Genomic DNA, 17,273 nt, shown 5'->3' with positions numbered 1-17,273 from the left:
ATGCTAATTTTAACCAATGCAACAGCGGTTCAGTTTGAGCCCGCTCTAGTCCGAGAAGGGACTGATATTGCGATCGACAATGGGGTGATCGTTGAGGTGGGGAGCAACCTTCAGCACAAGTACCCTGATGCAAGTCGCAAGGATCTGCGCGGAAAGTTGGTCATGCCGGGTATTGTTTGCTCACATAACCATTTTTACTCCGGGCTTGCGCGCGGGATCATGGCCGATATTAAACCCAGCCCAGATTTTATCTCTATTTTGAAAAACCTCTGGTGGCGAATGGATCGTGCCTTGGATGAGGAAGCGTTGTACTACAGTGGTTTGATTTGCTCGTTAGAGGCGATCAAGAGCGGTTGCAGTGCCGTCATCGACCATCACGCATCACCCAACTATATCGATGGCTCGCTCACTACGCTGCGAAAAAGCTTTCTTGAGACAGGGCTGCGCGGGATGACCTGTTTTGAGACTACGGACCGTAACGGTGGTGTCGATGAGATGATGCGTGGCGTTGAGGAGAACATCCGTTTTGCTCAATCAATTGATGCCGCGAAAGCGCTAGGCGAAGAGCCTTACTTAGTAGAGGCACATATAGGTGCCCACGCCCCATTTACCGTCTCAAACGATGGATTGGGAATGTTATCCGAGGCGCTCAAGGCAACCGGGCGTGGTCTACACATTCATATCGCAGAGGATCGCTATGATGTGACCCACAGTCATCATCATTATGAGCAAGATTTGGTTGAGCGACTTGACAACTACGATTTGATTAATGGCAAAACCCTAATTGCCCATGGGATCTATTTGTCTGAAAAGGATATTTCAATCATAAATAAGCGTGATGCGTTTTTAGCGCATAATGCGCGCTCAAATATGAATAATAACGTTGGTTACAATAATAGTATTGGTCGATTTAATAATGTCGCTTTAGGCACTGACGGTATTGGCGCAGATATGTTTGAAGAGCTGAAATTTGCCTTTTTCAAGCATCGAGATTCTGGCGGTCAGCTATGGCCAGATAGCTTTCTTAAGCACTTGTACAATGGCAATCAGATCCTTGCGCGTAATTTTGGTGCAAAATTTGGCCTGCTTGAGCCTGGTTATAAGGCCGATTTGACCATCCTAGATTATATGAGTCCGACGCCATTGTTGGCTGAAAATCTACCCGGTCATTTTGCCTTTGGCCTCAACGCAAACAGTGTCTCAAGTGTGATGGTTGAGGGTCAATTTATCTATCAAGATCGAGAGTTTCCATTCGACGTTGAGTCCATATATCGTCAGGCGCAGCGAGTTGCTCAAAGAGTATGGCATACGATGGATGCTCTTAACTAAGACGTGCCTGCTAGTACAATCATAATTGCAGTATGAAGTATGTTATTTGAATGTTAATTGATTGTATTTGTTCGATACATTTTTAGGGGAGGGAAGCGATAAAGTTACATTGGCGACGACCAATTAAGGTGCAGCCGGTTTATTTTGGTGCAGAGATTGTTGGCTTTAATTATCACCGAGTAAGGTTTGTCGACGTCAATAGCAAAGTAAACTCAAATTTGGTCATAAAATCAGCTAAAACGTGGGGTTTTAATAAGTAAATTCCATGATAAAAAATATTTTCCCCAATTTGGTTAATTGGTCAGAATATTGCAAGTAAATATTAGTAAAAGTTACATGCGAAATTATATTTGGACATGCGCAACAGGAGGTTTTTCATGTCATCATCAGTTGAGCAGTTATTGAGTGCATCTCGCCTCGATTGGCTGAATGCTTGCCAGTGGCTCGAGCAACACGGTGAGGCATACTGTATCGCAACTGTGGTGGCTGAGTCAGGCTCTTTGCCAAGATCTCATGGCGCTAAGATGGTGATCACCGCAACCCACCAATACGACACTCTGGGCGGAGGCCAGCTTGAGTTTGAGGTGATTAAATTGGCTCGTACTGAGCTGAGCAAGCGGCTCGGTAGAGAATCATTGTCGGCCGTGCACATTGAACGTTTGTCTTTGGCGGCTGACCTTGGTCAGTGTTGTGGCGGGGCAGCGCAGGTATTGTTTGAGTTTTTTAATACTCAACTGCCCTCAGTAGTTATTTTTGGCGCAGGGCATGTCGCGCACGCGCTGACCACCATCTTGCAGCCATTGCCTTGTAAGGTTCTGGTAAGAGATAACCGTCAGGAGTGGTTAGACTCTATCGCGACCCAAGGTGTTGCGACTGAGCACTACACCTGTCCCAAGCATGCGATAGCCGAGCTGCCTTTTGGCGCATACACAGTGATTATGACCCATGACCATAGCTTGGACTACGAGCTTACCCTTGAGGCGCTTGAGCGTGGTGGGAGCCAATTTGTCGGTCTGATTGGCTCCCAAGCGAAAAAGCGTCGATTTGAATTTAGGTTAAGTGAGCAGTTATCAGATCCTGCCCGGCTTGAGTTGTTAACCTGCCCGATTGGTCACCCTGATGTACCTGGAAAACTGCCGATGCAGGTGGCCGTGTCCATCAGTGCTCAGTTGTTAGGCTTGTTTGAATCAAACCGCTCATTCAATCAAGCAAATGATCAGGCAAACATGCAAGCAAGTAATCAAGCCCAATGGGACAAAATCAATCAGCTGAGAAAGAAGTTGAACACCTGTAACTAACTTTTTTGTTACACCAGTAAGGCCAAGCTGCTCTACTGAACAGTATTAATTGGATCAATTGAGAATCCACTGCTAACGGATGAGCGACGGCGCTCGTCAAAAATATAAGCCAAGCGCTATTTTGAGGGAATATGAATGATTGACTTAACTATTAATGGCCAACAAATTAGTGTTGATAATTCCATTCCTATTACCTTGATGGATTATTTAAGAGACGAGCATAGGTTGACCTCAGTCAAAGATGGCTGCGCTAAGGGCGCGTGTGGCACTTGTACCGTGATTATTGATGGTACGGCACAAAAGTCTTGTATTAACTTGTCGAGCATTGATGAGCCACTCGATATCGTCACGGTTGAAGGGTTGTCTGAGCGCGAAAAAGAGGTGTTTGACTTTGTGTTTGCCGAGGCCGGTGCGGTTCAATGTGGTTTTTGTATTCCAGGTATGGTGCTGGCTGCTAAGGCACTAATCGACAAGAACCCTGAGCCAAACGAGCAAGAGATTAAGGTCGCGTTAAGACGTAATATCTGCCGCTGTACGGGTTATGTGAAGATCATTGATGCGATTCTGCTTGCCGCAAAGTATTTTCGTGAAGGGCTCGCTATAGAGCCCAAGCAAAACACGGGTAAACTAGGCGATGACTTGCATCGAATCGATGCGCGCGAAAAGACCTTAGGCTATGGCGAGTACGTCGATGACATCGTTGTACCAGGAATGCTGTTTGGTAAGGCGCTGCGCACCCGCTACCCAAGGGCACGTATCAATCGTATTGATACCCTTGCGGCGCAGCAACATCCCGATGCGGTGTGTGTGTTGACCGCTGCGGATGTGCCGGGCGACAACAAGGTTGGCCATTTGGTTCAAGATTGGGATGCCTTGATCCCGGAAGGGGAGATCACCCGCTATATTGGTGACGCCCTTGCGCTGATTGCTAGCAAGCGTAAGGAGTCTCTGGATGAGATCCTCGCCTTGATTGAGGTGGACTACGAAGAACTCACTCCAATCACTAGCCCAGAGGAAGCACTGAGTGCAGAAGCGCCGCAACTGCACCCTTCGGGTAATGTTTTATCTAGTGAGCGTCTGGTGCGCGGTGACGCCAAAGCCGCCATCGAAGGCGCAAAATACAAGGTCACTCATACCTACTCAACCCCGTTTACTGAGCACGCGTTTATGGAGCCTGAGTGTGCTATCGCCATGACTGAAGGCGATGGTATTTTGCTCTACACCGGTGGGCAAGGGATCTATGACGAGCAGAAAGAGGTCGCTGGCCTGCTTGGGTTACCCAAAGAGAAGGTCAGGGTGCAAAGTAAGCTAGTTGGCGGTGGATTTGGGGGCAAGGAAGACATGAGCGTGCAACACCATGCTGCGCTGCTGACTTGGGTCACCAAGCAACCGGTCAAGGTCAAGTTCTCTCGCCAAGAAAGTATCTTGATCCACCCTAAACGCCATGCCGCCCAGATGGAGTTTACCACCGCCTGTGATGAGCGGGGTATGTTGGTTGGTCTGGAGGCCAAGCTGCTGTTTGACACTGGTGCCTACGCCTCTTTAGGTGGGCCGGTATTGCAGCGAGCATGCACACACGCCGCAGGGCCTTATCCACTGGAAAATGTGCTAATTGAAGGTCAAGCGGTCTACACCAATAACCCACCAGGTGGCGCGTTTCGAGGCTTTGGTGTCTCGCAAGTGGCATTTGCAATGGAGTCGAACCTTAACCTGTTGGCAGAGCAGGTCGGGATCTCGGCGTGGGAGATCCGTTATCGCAATGCGATACGGCCAGGGTTGGTCCTGGCCAATGGACAGATTGCCGATGAGAGCACGGCGTTAGTCGAGTGTTTGGACGCGGTGAAAGACATTTATCACTCGAGTAAATATGTGGGGATCGCCACCTCATTTAAAAACGCCGGGCTTGGGGTCGGTATACCTGACACCGGACGCTGCATGATTTCCATTGAGCAAGGCCAAGCGCATATCCGCACCAGTGCCTCTTGCATTGGCCAAGGTATTGGTACGGTAGCCTTACAGATGTTCTGTGAAATGACGGGGTTGCCACCAAGTTGTGTGGTAGTGGAGGCGCCAGATACCGCTCGCACACCCAACTCCGGGACCACTACTGCTTCACGTCAGACCGTATTTACCGGTGAAGCGGTGCGCAGAGCTGCGGTAAAAGTCCGTGAGGCCATGTCGCCAGGGTGCACACTGAGCGATCTCGAAGGCCAAGAGTTTTATGCCGAGTACTGCAGCGAGACCGACCCAATTGGCAGTGATAAACCAAACCCGGTCAGTCATGTCGCTTATGGTTATGCCGCTCAAGTCGTGATCTTAGGTGAGGACGGTAAAATCACTAAAGTAGTAGCGGCCTATGACCTGGGTAAGTTGGTTAATCGCAAGAGTGCAGAAGGACAAATCGAAGGTGGCATTGTCATGGGGCTCGGTTATGCACTGACCGAAGACTACCCATTAGTCAATGCGATACCCAAAGCCACCTACAACAACTTGGGGCTGCTAAAAGCAGCGGATGTTCCAGAAATAGAAACCATCATCGTCGAGCGTGAATTCGACGCAACCATCGCCTGTGGGACCAAAGGAGTTGGCGAACTCGCCACTATTCCAACCCCACCGGCTATTCAGGGTGCCTATCTAATGTTGGACGGTAAGTTTAGGACAAAACTACCGATGGATGACACTAGTTATACCAAGAAGAAAAAGAAGAAGACAAGGAGACGTTAGTCATGAGTAATGATATTCAAGGAATAACGCACCATTCAGAATTAATATATGGGCTTAATGATAAACCAGCCACTGCAGCTGCGGTCTTTGCTGCACTACAACATCTATTAGCTATTTTTGTGGGCATAATGACACCACCACTGATCATCGGTGGAGCCTTACAGTTACCGCCTGATATGAAAGCGTACATTATCAGCATGGCGCTATTTGTTTCGGGTATCGCAACCTTTATTCAAACCAGACGATTTGGTCCGGTTGGTTCAGGGCTATTGAGCATACAAGGCACTAGCTTCACCTTCCTTAGTTTGTGCATCGGTATCGGGTTATCCGTCAAGGCTTCAGGAGGTACGCCCGAGCAAGCATTAGCAACGATTTTCGGTGTCGCATTGGTCTGCTCTCCGGTAGAGATGATTTTTAGCCGTTTCACACCGTTATTGAGAAAGGTGATTACTCCGCTAGTCAGTGGCATTGTTGTCACCTTGATAGGCCTTTCGCTCATCCGAGTTGCTATTACGGATATTGGTGGTGGCCAATGGTTGCTCAGTAATAAGCCTGAGCTGTTTGCAAGCCCCCAGAATCTGTCACTGGCAGTGCTAGTTCTAATCACTGTAATTGCTCTCAACGTGAGCCGCAATAAGTGGTTGAGAATGGGCGCAATCGCCATTGGGTTAACCCTAGGCTATATTGTGGCGTCTATGCTTGGCATGGTTAATTTTTCCAGTTTATCTACGTTAGGCTGGGTCAATGTGCCTGTGCCTTTTAAATATGGTTTTAATATTGCTTGGGAATATGTATTGCCAATGGCATTGCTGTATTTAATTACCACTGTAGAGTCGATTGGAGACTTAACAGCCACATCTATGGTTTCTGGTGAGCCAGTAAAAGGAAATATTTACTTTAAACGTATTTCAGGTGGTATTTTTGGTGATGGTGTGAACTCAGCGATTGCTGCAGTATTTAATTCTTTCCCTAATACTACATTTAGCCAAAATAATGGAGTCATCCAAATGACCGGTGTCGCGAGTCGATACGTCGGGTATTGGATAGCAGGCTTATTAGTTCTATTTGGGATGTTCCCGATTATCGGTGGTCTATTCTCTATCATTCCAAACTCAGTGCTGGGTGGAGCCACAATTATCATGTTTGGTACCGTTGCCGCTTCTGGTATTCGTATTATCGCAAGTAGCATAATAGACCGAAGAGGTGTTGTAATTATTTCTCTATCACTCGGCTTGGGACTTTCTGTTGTGTTCCGACCAGAGGTGTTGTCAGTATTTCCACAATATGTACAGCATATCTTCGGCTCGGCAATAACCACTGGTGGGTTGACAGCCATTATTTTGAATGTATTGCTACCTAACTCACTACGACAACAACAACCTAGTGGTGATGGAGAGCCGCTAGAACCAAAGGTTCAAACGAGTCGTGTATAAACAACTGACAAGTTGTGAGTTCTTGCAAAATAGAAATTGAATAAACCCTAGGATAGTTAAATGCCAGAAAGTGTCGTGATCTTATTAAGTGCCGCCTTTGTCAACAATGTCGTATTGGCTAAGTTTCTTGGCTTGTGCCCGTTTATGGGGGTGTCAGGAAAAATAGCCAGCGCACTAGGGATGGGGATTGCTACCACCTTCGTTCTAACAGTAGCGGCGATCACGACCTGGCTGATGGAAATCTATGTTTTAGTGCCGTTACAACTGGAGTATATGCGAATTATTGCGTTTATTTTGGTAATTGCGGCCGTAGTGCAGCTCACCGAGCTGTATGTCAGAAAAAGCGATCCCACCCTGTATCAATCTCTGGGGGTCTTTCTTCCTTTGATCACGACTAATTGCGCGGTGCTTGGGGTGGCGCTACTGGCTGTTCAAGAGCAGCTGTCCTTTATGAATACGGTGATGTTCAGCCTTGGTTCTGCCTTAGGATTCACCTTTGTAATTGTGGTATTTGCTGGTCTACGCAGCCAATTAGCCCTCAACCGTGTGCCAGCTGCAATGAAAGGTACACCGATTGCCTTTATCACCGCCGGCCTTTTGTCGATGGCGTTTATGGGCTTCTCGGGCATGGCTTGATTTGGGGGAAATATGGTCTCAGTAATCTTTTTCATTGTTTTAGGCGCTGCACTCGGTGCTGCACTGGGCTATGCCGCCATCGTGTTTCGAGTCGAGGGCAATCCGATTGCCGATAAGATTGAGGACATGATGCCGGGCTCTCAGTGTGGTCAGTGTGGCGAGCCAGGGTGTCGTCAAGCGGCAGAAGCCATGGCACAAGGGACGTTAAGCCCTGACTCATGTCCTTCGGCGGGGCAGGACTTTATCACCAAGGTGGCCGAAATGTTGGGTATCTCGGTCACCGGCAAGCATGTTGATCCCCAGATTGCCTATATCACGGAATCTCAATGTTCGGGCTGTACTCGCTGCTTTAAGGCGTGTCCCTATGACGCGATTGTGGGTGCTAATAAGCAGATGCATACAGTCATTCACCGAGTGTGTACAGGTTGCGGTGTGTGTGTTGAGGTTTGTCCTCAAGGCTGCTTGCAGATGCAAGCGGTGAAGACAAGTGCGGCAAACTGGTATTGGCCGAACCCAGACCACGTGCCAGACCAACTAATTGAAACGAAGATGATAGATTGAGGTATGGCTAGATGATAATGAAATCTCCGTTTCGAGGCGGGATCAAACCACGTGGGCGCAAATGGTTAACGCGCGATAAGGGTATTGCCCGGCACTTTTGGCCCAAGCAGGTGTATATGTCGCTGATGTTACGCAGTGGCGTGATGCTCACGCCGTTGGTCAAGGTGGGTGAAAAAGTGGCGCGTGGACAGGTGATTGCGGTTGGACGCTCAGAGATGGACGCTCCGTTACATGCCTCGGTGAATGGGGTCGTCACGGGGATCACGTCACATATCACCGCGCACCCCTCGCGTGCTAATAGCGATACCATCATTATTCGTGCCGATCAGAATAAGCATTGGTGCACGCATACCACCAAGGGCAATTTCTATCAGTTAAGCCATGAGGCAATTTTGGCCAAGATTCAGAGCGCTGGCGTGGTTGGCCTTGGTGGAGCCGGTTTTCCCACCGCCACGAAACTTCAGTCTGCGCGTCAACAGGCGGTTTCGACACTGGTGATTAATGGCGGAGAGTGTGAGCCATACCTGACCTGTGATGATTTAACCATGCGTCGTTATTCAGCAGAGATCATCGCTGGCGTGCGCTTAATGTTGACGGCAACAGGTGCAGAGACGGCGGTAATCGGTGTTGAGGACAACAAAGTTGAGGCGTTTGAGCAGTTGTCGGCATCCGCCTCCGAGGATGCAAATATCAAGGTGCGCAAGGTGCCAAGTATTTACCCTATGGGCTCAGAGCGGCATCTGATTAAGGCGGCGACAGGCATCACTGTGCCTTTAGGTCAGTTGGCGATGTCTGTTGGTGTGGTCGTGAACAATATCGCGACGGCGCAAGCAGTCTATCACGCGGTGCGTTTTAATCGCCCTTTGGTCAGTCGCACGATCACCGTATCAGGCAAAGGTATACAAAATCCACAGAATGTTGAGGTGCCGATTGGCACGCCAGTGCGTGAGATCCTTGAATTCTGTGGTGGTTTTGACCACGACACCGAGCGCTTAATTTTTGGCGGCCCGATGATGGGCCAAGTGATCGCGTCACCGTTTGTGCCGGTGGATAAGTGTGTAGGAGGGATCCTCGCCCTCACCGCTGACGAAGTCCAAGCGCCGCCAAAGCAATCTTGCATCCGTTGTGGTCAATGTGTTCGCGCGTGCCCTATGGGGCTGATGCCCTTTCAGATGGCGGCGCATACCCGTGTCTCGGCATTTGATAAGGCCGAGCAACTGGGTGTGAATCATTGTCTTGCCTGTGGAGCATGCTCCTACGTGTGTCCGTCTAATATCCCTTTGGTTCAGTACTTTCAGCACGCAAAAGGGGTGATTAAGGCGGGTAAAGTTCGCGAGCAAAAATCGGAGCAGGCCAAGCGATTGACAGAAGCTCGTAAGCTACGCCTAGCTAAAGAGGCCGAAGCGAAGAAAGCCGCCAAGGCAGCCAAAGCCGAAGGGCGGCGTAAACGGCCAAGTCGAGCACGCAAATCAACCACTGCCAGCACGGAGGCTAGCCATGATTAACTATGACTCAGCAGCGGGGCCTTTTGCACACTCGGAGAACTCGAGTGTCAGAATCATGTATCGCGTGATAGCATCGCTGTTGCCCGCTCTATTGGTTGGTATTTATCATTTTGGCATCAATGGCTTATCAATGGTCATGGTGTGTTGCTTGGTCGCCGTTATCAGTGAGTATCTGTGTCTAAAACTGATGGGTCGAGATTGCCGCGCCTGCATAGACGGTTCTGCGCTTCTCACCGCGCTATTGCTGGCGATGAGTCTGCCACCAACGGTACCTTTATGGCTGTGCGCAGTAGGAACGGTATTTGCCATCGTTGTGGGTAAACAGATCTATGGTGGTCTAGGTCAGAACCTGTTTAACCCTGCCATGTTAGCTCGAGTTATGCTGTTGATTTGCTTTCCACTCGAAATGAGCCAATGGGCAGAGCCAACCCCGATTGGCTTTACTTTAGACCAGATCAACATTCCCGGTAACTGGCTTTTGTTTGACGGCGTTTCGGCCGCGACCGTACTTGGTGAGAGTTCAGTGACGCCAAGTTTGGGCAGTCTAGCGTTGGGTAGCCACGCTGGTAGTCTGGGTGAGACCAGCGCAATACTGATCCTGCTAGGTGGAGTGTATCTTATTTACCGACGAATCATCCATTGGGCTATCCCAGTTTCATTTATCGCTGGCTTGGCGCTGCCAGCGTTGATCAGCTCGACATTGGCACCGTCAGATTATTTATCGATGCCTGAGCATTTGTTGAGTGGTGGTGCCATGCTGTGCGCCTTTTATATTGCGACCGACTTGGTGACATCACCAAGCACGGTTAAGGGTCAACTTATTTACGGCGCGGGATGTGGTGCACTGGTTTGGTTGATCCGCAGCTATGGTAGCTACCCCGAGGGTGTCGCATTTGCCGTACTGCTGCTCAATGCGATCAGCCCCTTGATTGACCACTATGTAAGGCCAAACCTATTTGGCAGTCAGGTGACCAAGGAGGGAGTAAAATGAGTGCGCTGATAGAGAGATGGAAAGAGCGAATTGCGTATCAAAGTCTGCTTCTTGGCAGTTGTTGTGGCCTTGCTGCATCGCTTTTGTTTGTGTGTTATCACTATACACAGCCCGTTATTGCCCAGCGGATCCTCGACGACCAACAAGTTCTGCTGACTGAGGTCTTAGCAGGTGCTGATGTCGCAAACCCTGTATTTGATAGTAGCCAAAGAGTTGCTTTCAATGGGCAAGTTTACTTGGTTTATGAGGTCAAAAATGCTTTGGGTAAGATCTCGCATCACGTGATCAATGCGCAAGAGAAGGGCTACAGCGGGCCAATTAGTTTTCTACTTGGCGTGGATGAGACAGCAACGATTACTGGCGTTCGTGTGATTAGCCACAGTGAAACGCCAGGATTGGGGGACAAGATTGAGTTGGCCAAAAGTGACTGGATACTTGACTTTAATGGTCGCAGCTTGAGCAATACACCCACCTGGGCGGTGAAAAAAGATGGTGGCCAGTTTGATCAATTCACTGGTGCCACCATCACCGCTAGAAGCATGGTACAGGGTGTGCAAAATGCGTTGCAGGCATTTGAGTCCCACAATAGCGTTGACTATCAGGAGGCGATCAATGAGTGATTACAACAAAATCATTTATCAAGGGTTGTGGGGCAATAATATTGTATTAGGTCAACTGCTGGCCCTGTGCCCTTTGCTCGCTGTGACGAGCAGCGCCACCAACGGTTTAGGGTTGGGCTTGGCCACCACAGCGGTGATGGTCGCTGCCAATGTCCTGGTTTCGATGAGTAAAATGCTGATTAGCCGGGCAATTCGAATTCCAGTCAACATCATTATTATCGCCACCCTCGTCACGTTGACCGACTTGATGCTTAACGCTTGGCTACACCCGCTGCATCAGTCGCTGGGCTTATTCATCCCTTTGATAGTGACAAACTGTGCCATTCTCGGTCGCGTTGAGTCGTTTGCCAGCCGCTCGGGAGTGTTGCCCTCACTGGTAGACGGTGTTGCAATGGGACTTGGGTTTACCTGGGTTCTGGTGCTGCTCGGCGGTATAAGGGAGATACTTGGCAGCGGTACCTTATTTGCCAATGCGAGCTTATTACTCGGAGAGCAGTTTGCGTTTCTTGAGATGACGCTTATCGAAGAGTACCGAGGACTGCTTTTGGTGATATTACCGCCAGGAGGTTTTTTGATTCTGGGTGCGTTATTAGCTGTTAAGCAAAGCTTAGCTCGGCGCCAAGCCCCGGCGCGTAGCCGTTTGATTGCCAGAGAGCAATAAGTACAAAAGCAATAAGTATTGAGATTCATAAGGATAGAGAGATGAAAGTGAGTGTGGTGTATGCGTTACCGGAAGAGCAGGTCTGGCTACCGTTAGAGGTGGATGAGCAAGACACAGTAATGAACGCAATTCATCTCTCGGGGATCTTAACCATGTTCCCGAGTATTGAACTCAACCAGCTTAAGGTGGGGATATTTGGCAAACTCACCAAGCTCGACAGTCAATTACAAGAGGGTGACCGGGTCGAGATCTATCGCCCAATCACCTGGAAAAATAATGAAAATGAAAGCGATGGTTGACAGCGAGCGATATGATGGAATTGTTAATAATAACACTGAAATACAATGATTATATTTAAAACCTATTAGGAGTATATGATGGCTAAAATTGGTATTTTTTACGGAACGGACTCAGGTAGTACCAAAAAAATTGCAGCTTTAATTCACCAGACATTAGGTGGTGATATTGCAGCGCAGCCTGTAAATATTAATCAAGTCGATGAGACTGCATTTGACCAATACGACTATTTAATTCTTGGCACGCCAACCTATGGTGAAGGTGAGTTACCAGGACTGTCTGCTGAGTGTGAAAGTGAAAGTTGGGAGGAGTTCGCGCCAAATTTTGATGACATGGATCTCTCTGGTAAAACAGTCGCTTTATTTGGGCTTGGTGATCAAGTCAATTATGCCGATGAGTTTGTCGATGGTCTTGGCGAATTGTTTGACTGTGTAGTTGATTGCGGAGCCAATGTTGTTGGTAGTTGGTCGACTGATGGCTATGAGTTCAATGACTCTACCGCGGTTGAAGAAGATAAGTTTGTTGGCTTAGTCATCGATAAAGACAACCAATCCAACCTGTCTGAGGATAGAGTGGCGACTTGGGTGGAGCAGATCAAAGGTGAGATGTCACTTTAATCGCGTTTTTGTGGTTACTATATAACTCAAATAAAAAGCCTCAAAAGAAAACCCTAAGGTCAGTCTAAACATTGACCTTAGGGGCGCCACTGTAAATATGGCATAAGCCTACATAAATTTAATTATATTGCATCTCAATTAATCAGTTGTGATTCAATATTCTACTTTTATCAATTAAAGTTATTGACTAAATTGTTTTTACATCTTGGGTTGCAAGGTGTTTATATTAAACTTTGTAGCAAATTAATATATGCAATTTATTTTATTGTGTTTGTTGGCAGGGGTTGTTGTCTCTGCTTAGTGATTGCATATATCAATTTGAACTTATTTTATTAACTTAAAAGGACTTAATGATGAGATACTCAAAATATTTAACCCTGCCACTGGCTAGTTTAGCTTTGGCCAGTACCGGTGCACAGGCAGAGCTAAACTGGCAAAATTTTAGTGTCACCTACCTGTATGGCACAAACTATCAGTTTACCCCCAATGGTGAGATGGAGGTCGTGACCTTTGAGCATGCTAGCTCACACAATTGGGGCGATACCTTTATGTTTATTGACAGAAAGATGCCAGATGAGGGCAAGGCCGATTTCTATGGTGAATTTGCTCCGCGTTTAAGCTTGAGCTATCTGTCTGGTAGCGAGCTGTCACTGGGGCCAGTCAGAGATTTGTTCCTCGCCTCTATGTGGGAGATGGGTGAAGGATTCGACAACTTTGGCGCTGGTATCGGTACCGCTTGGACGATTCCTGGTTTTCGCTACGTCAACCTAAATCTGTATTACATGGACAATGAAACCAGTGATAACGAGTGGTTGTTTAACGGTAGCTGGGCGCTGCCATTAGAGCTCGCCAGTCAAAAATTTCTCTATGACGGATTCATTGACTGGTCGAATCGCACCGATACCAACCTTGCAGAATTTAACTGGACATCTCAGTTGAAATGGGACGTAGGGGCCAATTTTGGCTTGAAGTCGCCTTTATACCTAGGTGCTGAGTTCGCATATTGGAATAATAAATATGGTACTAATATCAACGAGCGAGTGGCCTCTGCACTAGTGAAGTGGCACTTTTAACCTGTAACGGATAAATCCATGCTACTGTTGTGGCCTGCATATGCAGACCACAGCAATCAGTCAAGGATCAGCCCTTAGCGATGCGCTTCAATACGGTGCAATATACGACCATGTAAATGAGCGTTTGCACCATAATGCTTGCTCGGGCTGATTTTTGTAGGTAACACCGATATACCGTAACTCAAAGCCCAAGATGGCGAGATTCCTATCTGGCTTAACTTTTGCTAACTAATTGATGTAATATGGGTTGTTGTAAAATCGTCAGGTAATTACTGTCGATTAACCAGTGGCTAGAGATAATCTGCATTGACTTAAATTTTGAACTTCGAATAGTTCTTTGGTCGATTTAGCATCAACTCAACACAATTTTTAGCGGAATACTAATCGTAAATAGGGAAGTAAAGTGATTAGAGCGAAAAGCATCAATACATTGATTTTAGCATCCAGTGTATTGATTAACGGAATCTATGTTAACAATGCCTTGGCGAGTGACGTCACACTGACATACATGTCATGGGATCCCTCACAACTGGAGGTAGAGCGTCAAGCCATCGAAGCCTTTGAGTCAGCACACCCTGGAGTTCGGGTTAAGACCTCAGCGGTTGCTTCTAAGCATTATTGGACCCGTCTTTCGGCACTTGCAGCAGGCAAAAGCATGCCAGACGTATTTATGATGTCTTCGGGCTTTATTAAAGAGTGGTCAGCATCTGACCTATTGGCTGATTTGACGGAACAAGCGGACGAGACTGTTTTAAAGGTTTATTACCCTGCAGCCTCTGCGGCTGGGTTGGTGGAAGGGCGCCGCTACGCGATGCCGCAAAACTGGGTCGCCCCCGTCTTGTATTACAACATTGATATGTTTGAGGCGGCAGGAGTACCATTACCTAAGCCCGACTGGACTTGGCAAGACTTTTTAGCGGCCGCCAAGGCGCTGACACTAGACAACAACGAAGATGGCAAGATTGATCAATGGGGTATGTGGATGTTTGGTCGCTATGCCCATATCGATGCGTGGGTATTTCGCAATGGTGGTCAGTATCTCACCGATGATGGATCGGCACTCTCATTCAATCCCGCTGCGGTTAACACATTAAAATTCTTGAATGACTTGATCCAGGTTCACAAGGTTGCGCCAAAACCGCAAGAGATGGAAGGTATTCGTCATCAAGATGTGATGCCAATGGGGCTGGCGGCGATGTTTGTAGATGGCTCATGGTTTATCTCCAACACGCGCGATATCGTTGGTGATAAATATCGCTGGGGGATCGCTCAAGTTCCGCTAGGCCCAGACGCCAAAGCTGGAGCGGCTCGAGCTTATGCATGGTCCGATATGCTGTCTATCTCCGCCGACTCCCCGAATAAAGATCTGGCCTGGGAATTTATCCAGCATATGTCTGGGGGAGAGCGCTCAGTCTCTGATTATCAGGGAGGGAAAATTCCAGCCTATATCGCTACCGCTGAAAGCGCAGACTTCCTCGAGCAAGATCAGCAGCCCGCCAACAAACGCCTGCTACTCAAAATAGGCCAGCAAAACACCTACTCAGGCTTTTCTGCAAACTGGAGTGCCTGGCGCGGCTATGGCGCCTCGGGCTCGGGTGGTTTAAATGGTGAGCTTGACCAAGCTTTTAATGGCAGAAAGTCTATTGAGGAAGCGATCGAAGCTGCCACTATTTATGGTAATCAGGTGCTGAATAACTGATTGTGATTGCCAAAATATTCAAGCTGGCGCCAGCTTTTCACTTCTCTCAGCTGTTTGCCAATGAGCGATCACCTGGCCGAAGAGGGCTGAGTGAAAAAAGCATGGCGCTGCTGTTCCTATTGCCAACTTGTATTGGTTTAATCGTGTTTCGTCTGGTGCCAATTATTTGGTCTTTTGCTCTTTCTTTCTATGAGTGGAAAATATTCGATACGCCGGAGTTTGTTGGGCTAGCAAACTATCGCCAGATTGCGAGCTCAGAGCTGGCGCTGACTTACTTTTCTAACACTGCACTCTATTCATTGATGTATGTTAGCGGCTCTATTGTGATTGCGACCTTGATGGCTATCGTCCTAAATAAGGCCTTTCGCTTCTCTGCTTTGTTTCGTGGGGCGTTTTTCTTACCTTATATTACCTCTGCTGTTGCGGTTACCTTGGCGTGGCGTTGGATCTTTGCCTCGCGATTTGGACTGTTAAACAACCTACTGCTGTGGTTGGGAGTGACCAGCCCCCCGGCCTGGTTAGCGGACCCTTTTTGGGCGCTGCCGTCGGTCGCCATCGTCGCGGTATGGAAAGACGCAGGATTTTACATGCTGCTATTGTTGGCGGGATTGCAAACCATTGATCCCACCCTCTATGAGGCGGCCAGAGTCGATGGAGCAGGGCGCTGGCGTCGATTTTATCGCATCACGCTGCCGCTGCTCTCGCGCAGCTTGTTCGTGGTTGCGATTATCGCGTTGATCCAATCCACCCAGACCTTTGAGATCACCTACTCACTGACAGGAGGAGGTCCAAACCATGCCTCAACCACATTGGCATTCTCCATCTATCAGCATGCCTTCGTTGATTTCAAGTTTGGTTACGCCTCTGCGTTGGCTTATCTATTGTGCTTTGTTTTAGGCCTGCTGACTCTGCTCAAATTTCAAATCAGAAAGCGGTGGCAAGATGACTGATTATCCCGCTTCACAGCGACACACTAAGGTCACACTAGTCGTGTTGTATGGCTTTTTGTTTGCCTACCTGATGTTTGCTCTGGGCCCATTCTTATGGATGGTGATCACCAGCTTTAAGGTGCCGTCAGATGTGTTTAGGATCCCACCGAGCCTGTTTCCAAGCAAGTTAGTGTCAGACGATCCCATGGGGAACTATGTCAGCCTGTTCACCCAACATGATTTCTGGCTGTTTATGCGCAACTCACTGCTGGTTGCAACCGGCGCAGCGATTGGCCAGGTTTTTACCACAACGTTGGCAGGGTATGCGCTTGGGTGTTTGCCTGTGGCGGGTAAAAACGGCCTATTTGCTTGCTTACTGATCACTGCCTTTGTGCCGGTTGAGGTCACCATCATCCCGGAGTTCTTAATGATGCGAGAGTTGGGGCTGCTCAATAGTCTTTATGCTCTCATCGTGCCGTCTTTTCTGGTCGGAACCTTTGGCACTTTTATCTTGAAAGAGTACTTCTGTCAGCTACCACAGGAATATAAACAGTTAGCCTATGCAGAGGGGGCCTCTGCATGGCGGATATTTCGAAAAATCTATTGTCCTTTAGCCAGGCCCGCCATCATTTCGGTGTTCGTGATTGCCTTTACTAACAATTGGAATGAGTTATTGCGTCCTCTACTGTTTTTAAATGATACAGAGCGCCATACGCTGCCTCTTGGGTTAATGAACTTTTTTAGTCAGTATGAAGCGAACTGGACCGTGTTAATGGCAGGCTCAGTGGTTTCGACGCTGCCGCTTATCATCGTGTATGCCTTATCTCAACGCTATGTTTTATATGGTTTTAGTGTTGGCGGGATCAAAGGTTAGAAGATGAATAGATTGAACAGAGTAAG

General features: G+C 48.1%; 16 protein-coding genes. All 16 read left to right on the top strand.

Translation table 11 applies throughout. From position 1 onward, the window contains the following. The 16 genes from ssnA (at nucleotide 1) to ACZ5R2_RS10390 (ending at nucleotide 17,247) form a co-directional block, all read left to right on the top strand. Nucleotides 1-1,329 carry a putative aminohydrolase SsnA gene (ssnA, locus tag ACZ5R2_RS10465; RefSeq protein WP_464902197.1) on the top strand — a complete coding sequence of 443 codons (1,329 nt, stop codon included), beginning with the start codon at nucleotides 1-3 and terminating at the stop codon, nucleotides 1,327-1,329. 377 nt (nucleotides 1,330-1,706) lie between these two features. After that, nucleotides 1,707-2,627, top strand: coding sequence for a xanthine dehydrogenase accessory protein XdhC (gene xdhC / locus ACZ5R2_RS10460; RefSeq protein WP_464902196.1), 921 nt, complete (start codon nucleotides 1,707-1,709; stop codon nucleotides 2,625-2,627). Nucleotides 2,628-2,762: 135 nt separating this feature from the next. Continuing rightward, complete coding sequence (gene xdh, locus ACZ5R2_RS10455; protein ID WP_464902195.1) at nucleotides 2,763-5,351, top strand: selenium-dependent xanthine dehydrogenase; 2,589 nt, start codon at nucleotides 2,763-2,765, stop codon at nucleotides 5,349-5,351. 23 nt (nucleotides 5,352-5,374) lie between these two features. Then, the gene (locus tag ACZ5R2_RS10450; protein WP_464902352.1) at nucleotides 5,375-6,784 is read left to right on the top strand and encodes a nucleobase:cation symporter-2 family protein; all 1,410 of its coding nucleotides are present in this window, start codon (nucleotides 5,375-5,377) and stop codon (nucleotides 6,782-6,784) included. Nucleotides 6,785-6,844: 60 nt separating this feature from the next. Beyond that, nucleotides 6,845-7,420: an electron transport complex subunit RsxA gene (gene rsxA / locus ACZ5R2_RS10445; protein WP_464902194.1), complete on the top strand. Its 576-nt coding sequence runs from the start codon at nucleotides 6,845-6,847 to the stop codon at nucleotides 7,418-7,420. A 12-nt stretch (nucleotides 7,421-7,432) separates the two neighbouring features. After that, on the top strand, nucleotides 7,433-7,981 hold the full coding sequence (locus ACZ5R2_RS10440; protein ID WP_464902193.1) for an RnfABCDGE type electron transport complex subunit B: 549 nt from the start codon (nucleotides 7,433-7,435) through the stop codon (nucleotides 7,979-7,981). Nucleotides 7,982-7,998: 17 nt separating this feature from the next. Then, a complete protein-coding gene (gene rsxC, locus ACZ5R2_RS10435; protein ID WP_464902192.1) occupies nucleotides 7,999-9,486 on the top strand; it encodes an electron transport complex subunit RsxC in 1,488 nt (495 codons plus the stop codon). Continuing rightward, complete coding sequence (locus ACZ5R2_RS10430) at nucleotides 9,479-10,477, top strand: RnfABCDGE type electron transport complex subunit D (protein WP_464902191.1); 999 nt, start codon at nucleotides 9,479-9,481, stop codon at nucleotides 10,475-10,477. Before rsxC ends, ACZ5R2_RS10430 begins: the two co-directional genes overlap by 8 nt. Then, entirely contained in the window at nucleotides 10,474-11,097 is a 624-nt protein-coding gene (locus ACZ5R2_RS10425; RefSeq protein ID WP_464902190.1) for an RnfABCDGE type electron transport complex subunit G, read from the top strand. Before ACZ5R2_RS10430 ends, ACZ5R2_RS10425 begins: the two co-directional genes overlap by 4 nt. Beyond that, on the top strand, nucleotides 11,090-11,758 hold the full coding sequence (locus ACZ5R2_RS10420) for an electron transport complex subunit E (protein ID WP_464902189.1): 669 nt from the start codon (nucleotides 11,090-11,092) through the stop codon (nucleotides 11,756-11,758). The genes ACZ5R2_RS10425 and ACZ5R2_RS10420 overlap by 8 nt, the downstream gene beginning before the upstream one ends. Before the next feature lie 41 nt (nucleotides 11,759-11,799). Next, complete coding sequence (locus tag ACZ5R2_RS10415; RefSeq protein WP_464902188.1) at nucleotides 11,800-12,057, top strand: RnfH family protein; 258 nt, start codon at nucleotides 11,800-11,802, stop codon at nucleotides 12,055-12,057. A 75-nt stretch (nucleotides 12,058-12,132) separates the two neighbouring features. Beyond that, nucleotides 12,133-12,672, top strand: a complete 540-nt coding sequence (locus ACZ5R2_RS10410; protein ID WP_464902187.1) for a flavodoxin — start codon at nucleotides 12,133-12,135, stop codon at nucleotides 12,670-12,672. A gap of 353 nt (nucleotides 12,673-13,025) precedes the next feature. After that, nucleotides 13,026-13,745, top strand: a complete 720-nt coding sequence (locus ACZ5R2_RS10405) for an outer membrane protein OmpK (RefSeq protein ID WP_464902186.1) — start codon at nucleotides 13,026-13,028, stop codon at nucleotides 13,743-13,745. Nucleotides 13,746-14,148: 403 nt separating this feature from the next. Continuing rightward, complete coding sequence (locus ACZ5R2_RS10400) at nucleotides 14,149-15,444, top strand: ABC transporter substrate-binding protein (protein ID WP_464902185.1); 1,296 nt, start codon at nucleotides 14,149-14,151, stop codon at nucleotides 15,442-15,444. Nucleotides 15,445-15,446: 2 nt separating this feature from the next. Next, the gene (locus ACZ5R2_RS10395; protein WP_464902184.1) at nucleotides 15,447-16,394 is read left to right on the top strand and encodes a carbohydrate ABC transporter permease; all 948 of its coding nucleotides are present in this window, start codon (nucleotides 15,447-15,449) and stop codon (nucleotides 16,392-16,394) included. Next, nucleotides 16,387-17,247 carry a carbohydrate ABC transporter permease gene (locus ACZ5R2_RS10390; protein WP_464902183.1) on the top strand — a complete coding sequence of 287 codons (861 nt, stop codon included), beginning with the start codon at nucleotides 16,387-16,389 and terminating at the stop codon, nucleotides 17,245-17,247. The genes ACZ5R2_RS10395 and ACZ5R2_RS10390 overlap by 8 nt, the downstream gene beginning before the upstream one ends. Nucleotides 17,248-17,273: the final 26 nt, after the last annotated feature.

The sequence above is a fragment of the Vibrio sabulosilitoris genome, assembly GCF_055391395.1.
This window is presented reverse-complemented; position numbering and strand designations above follow the sequence as displayed.